3 protein-coding genes are annotated in these 3,940 nt (G+C 70.0%); 2 read left to right on the forward strand and 1 reads right to left on the reverse strand.

The features are described from left to right. Positions 1 to 152: 152 nt before the first annotated feature. The gene (locus B9S58_RS07935; RefSeq protein ID WP_103531107.1) at positions 153 to 1,544 is read right to left on the reverse strand and encodes an IS1380 family transposase; all 1,392 of its coding nucleotides are present in this window, start codon (positions 1,542 to 1,544) and stop codon (positions 153 to 155) included. 378 nt (positions 1,545 to 1,922) lie between these two features. Between B9S58_RS07935 and B9S58_RS07940 the strand changes: the two genes are divergently transcribed. Together B9S58_RS07940 and B9S58_RS07945 are read left to right on the forward strand one after the other, a co-directional pair. Continuing rightward, entirely contained in the window at positions 1,923 to 3,530 is a 1,608-nt protein-coding gene (locus B9S58_RS07940; protein ID WP_103531408.1) for a sensor histidine kinase, read from the forward strand. After that, positions 3,527 to 3,940: response regulator (locus B9S58_RS07945; protein WP_146063474.1), on the forward strand; the 414-nt coding region annotated here is incomplete at its 3' end. The genes B9S58_RS07940 and B9S58_RS07945, both read left to right, overlap by 4 nt.

Raw genomic sequence — 3,940 nt, forward strand, 5'->3', positions numbered from 1 at the left:
AGCCCGGATCCACCGGCTCGTTTCGTGAGTGATCGTTTTCGGTGATCGAGGCGATGCGTCTGGCGGCGGGCATGGGGTGGCCGCTGGTGTGCCCAGCTTTTCCACATGTCCACAGCTCTCGGGCCCTGGCGGGCGGGTCGGATACGGCCTGGTCAGAACGGTTGGGGCGGGGTGTTCACGGCGTGGAAGAGGGCTTCGAAGGCGTCGTGCCAGGGCCAGCGTTCGGGCAGGTGCAGGGTGAGCCGGCGGGCTGAACGGGCCAGCCGGGCGGGCACGTTGATCAGGTGATCGCGGATGGTCGCGCACGTCGCGCGGGCGTGGAAGGTGCCGGCGAGCGTTCCGCAGGCGCGGGTCAGGTTGAAGGCGAGGGCAGCCAGTGCGAGCCAGGCGGCGTTCGCCTGGAAGCTGCTCGAGGGGGCGTGTGCGAACGGGCCGTTCTTCAGCTCGGAGATCACCTGTTCCACGATCGCGTGGCGCCGGTGGTCACGCTCGGCGTCGATGAGCGGCAGCGTGCTGTCGGTGAACGCGGCATGGTAGCGCCAGGCGGTGAACAGCTCGCCCTGGCCCCCGGGCACGGTGGCGGGGTTCAGGCGCTTGACGCGTCGCACGATGAGACGGGCGGTGACCTGCTGCTTCTTCGGTTTCGAGGTGAAGGCGGTGTACTCGATCTCGGCGATCTCGGCGTCCGATATCCAGCGTTCCTCCTCGCTGTCCCACACCGCCTTGGGGTACTTGATCGGCGTCCAGGCCATCTCGTCGATAGCGGCGATGGCCTGCTTGACGGAGGCGTTCATCCGCACCGTGACCGAGAAGCGGGCGCCGAGCGCCCGGCAGGCGGCGACCACCTCGGCGGCGTAGTAGGCCGCATCCGCCCGCACGGTCAGCATCCCGGTCGCACCGGACGCGCGGGCGGTGCGGACCGCCTCGGCGGCGAACGATCCTGCTCCGCGCACCGAGTTGACGCTGCCCCGGCGCAGCCTGGTTGCGGCGATGACCGGGGCGGCCAGCGGCGTGGACAGCGTCGCGATCAGCGCGTTCAGGCCCTTGACCTTGTTGTAGCCGTAGCCGACACCTTGCTTGGCATAGCCGTGGACCGGCTTGATGGTGTCGTCCAGATCGAGGTAGGCAACCGTGTCGGCGCCGGCAAGTAGCGGGGTGTGCGCGGCCAGGCGAGGCAGGAACCGGCGGGCGACGGCATGTAGTTGCTTCACGTGCCCGTGGGTGAAGGACCGCAGGAAGCTGCCGAGGGTCGACGGGGCGCGGACCCCGGTGAACAGGCGCCGCATCGCGCCGTGCCGCAGCCGGTCCATGTCGTCGATACTGTCCGCGCCCGCGGCCATGCCCGCGATGAGGGCCATCGCCTTGGCGGCCGGGAAGGAACCGGTGCCGTTCTTCGAGGCCGGCAGCCGCATCAGCTCGCTGACCAGGCCGGGCAGGCCGCACCGCTCGGCCAGGCGCACCAGCGGCGCGAGCCCGCCGTACGCGATCAGATTCGGATCATCGAACCGTGCGGAGACCTTCGCCGCGGCATGGGAAGATTGCATCTCAGAAGTGCCCTGTTGGTCGTGCGTGCTGGAAGCGTAGAGAACTCCCATCATCGCAGGTCACAGGGCACTTCCTCGTTCCCGGCAACATCTCCGCCGCACATCAACCGGTGGATCCGGGCTGAGCGGTACACGCGTCCTCCAGCTGTGCTCGGGAGTTTCCCGAGGTGTGTTGCGGGTGTGAGGTGGACGACATGGAAACAGTCCGGGAGACAGCCGGAAAGAGGCTGAAGCGTTGTGCAGTTATTGGCGATAACGAAAGTTTTGGCCGTAGTGTTCATGGCTGGAATCCGCCGCCCGGCGGCAGAATGTTCGTGGGTCGGCCGAACCGCTCGGGAGACGGCCCGGAATCGGGAGACAGCTCGGAAAGGAGGCGCGATGCGCCGGATATCCGCTCCCCGGCTCTCCCTCGCGGGCCAGTTCCTGGCCCTCCAGCTGGCTCTCATCGTGGTCATGCTGACCGTCGTCGCCGCCGTGTCCGTGGCCCAGTCCAACGCGGAGTTCCGCAGGACCGAGGGCCGCCGCCTGCTGAGCGTCGCCGAGACCGTGGCCTCCAACGACTCCGTACGGGTCGGGCTGGCGTCCGTGGAACGCCAGGGGATCCTCCAGCCGATCGCGGAAAGCGCCCGCAGCGTCTCGGGTGCCTCGCACGTGGTCATCACCGGCACCGACCGGCTCGTCCTCACCGACGCCGACCCGCGCCGGATCGGGCAGCGGCTGCCCCTGGCGAAGAGCGGAGTCCTCTCCGGACGCTCCTGGGTGGGCACCGTGGAGGCCGACGGCCGCACCTCGCTCGTGGCGCACGCGCCCGTCTTCGACGAACAGGGGCAGCTCACCGGAGTGGTCGCCGCCGGGCGGGACTACCGCGGGCTCGTCGAGCGGATCGCGACCGCCACCCCGAATCTGCTGGTGTACCTGAGCATCGCCAGCGCGCTGGGCGCGGCCGGATCCGTGCTGCTGGCCCGCCGGATCAAGCGGCAGACGCTCGGCCTGGAGCCCGAGGAGATCACCGCGCTGGTGGAGCACCGCGAGGCGATGCTGCACGGCATCAAGGAAGGCGTCATCGGCCTGGACCGGCAGGGCAGGGTGACCCTCGCCAACGGCACCGCGACCGACCTGCTGTGGCTGCCGTCCGACGCACAGGGGCGGACCCTGGACGAGCTCCGCGTGGAGCCACGGCTGCACGATGTGCTCACCGGGCGGGTCAAGGGCCGCGACCAGGTCGTGATCACCGGGGACCGGATACTCACCCTCAACCGGATGCCGCTGGTCACCGCGAGCGGCGAGGCCGGTTCGGTGACCACGATGCGGGACCTGACGGAGCTGGTGGCGCTGCAGAGCGAGCTGGACACGACGCTCAGCGCCACCAGGAGCCTGCGCGCCCAGGCCCACGAGTTCCACAACCAGCTCCATGTGATCGCCGGTCTCGTGGAGCTGGAGGAGTACCCGGAGGTCGCCCGCTATGTGCGCGGGATCAGCGGCACCCATGCACGGCGTTCGGCGGAGGTGGTCTCCAAGGTCGCGGACCCCTCGGTGGCCGCCCTGCTGATCGCGAAGACCAGCCTCGCCGCGGAGCAGGGCGCTGCGCTGCGGATGGCTGGTTCGAGCGGTCTCGGTATGGTGGCCGAGTCCCTCTCGTCGGATCTGGTGACGGTGATCGGCAACCTCGTGGACAATGCGCTCGACGCGGTGCGCAACACCGGTCCCGGCAGCTGGGTGGAGGTGGAGCTCACGGAACGGGACACGGAGGTACGGGTCCGGGTGCGTGACTCCGGTCCCGGTGTCGCCCCCGAACTGGCGGAGGAAGTCTTCCGGCACGGGTTCACCACCAAGGCGGCCGTCCGGGACTCCCAGCGCGGTCTCGGCCTGGCCATCATCCGGCTGGTGTGCACGCGGCGGGGCGGTGGCATCACGGCGGAGGGCTCGGTCTTCACCGCGACGCTGCCGCGAACGGTGGACAAGCGGGCGGAAGGAGAGACCTCATGATTCGCGTCCTGGTCGTCGACGACGACTTCATGGTGGCCCGGCTGCACCGCAAGCTCATCGAGCGGGTGCCCGGATTCACGGTCGTCGGCGAGGCCCGCAGCGGCGCCGAGGCACTGACGGCGGCACGGGGGCTGCGCCCCGACCTGGTGCTGCTGGACATCTACCTGCCCGACATGAGCGGCCTTGAGGTGCTGCGCGAGCTGCGCGGGGAAGCGTCGCAGCCCGAGGTCGACGTGCTGGTGGTGACCGCCGCCCGGGACGCGGACACGGTGCGCGGGGCGCTGCGGGGCGGGGCCGTGCACTACGTCATCAAGCCGTTCGACGCCGCCGTACTGCACGAACGCCTCCAGCAGTACGCACAGCGGCGCCGCGAGCTGGCCGCGATCGCGGTACCCGGCCAGGAGGACGTC

Origin of the sequence: Streptomyces sp. SM11 (genome assembly GCF_002910905.1) — a bacterium.
In the GTDB taxonomy this organism is placed as follows: Bacteria; Actinomycetota; Actinomycetes; order Streptomycetales; family Streptomycetaceae; genus Streptomyces.

Coding starts and splice junctions, on each gene's coding strand:
- B9S58_RS07935 (WP_103531107.1), bottom strand. CDS start 1,544: ATGCAATCTTCCCATGCCGCGGCGAAGGTCTCCGCACGGTTCGATGAT.
- B9S58_RS07940 (WP_103531408.1), top strand. CDS start 1,923: ATGCGCCGGATATCCGCTCCCCGGCTCTCCCTCGCGGGCCAGTTCCTG.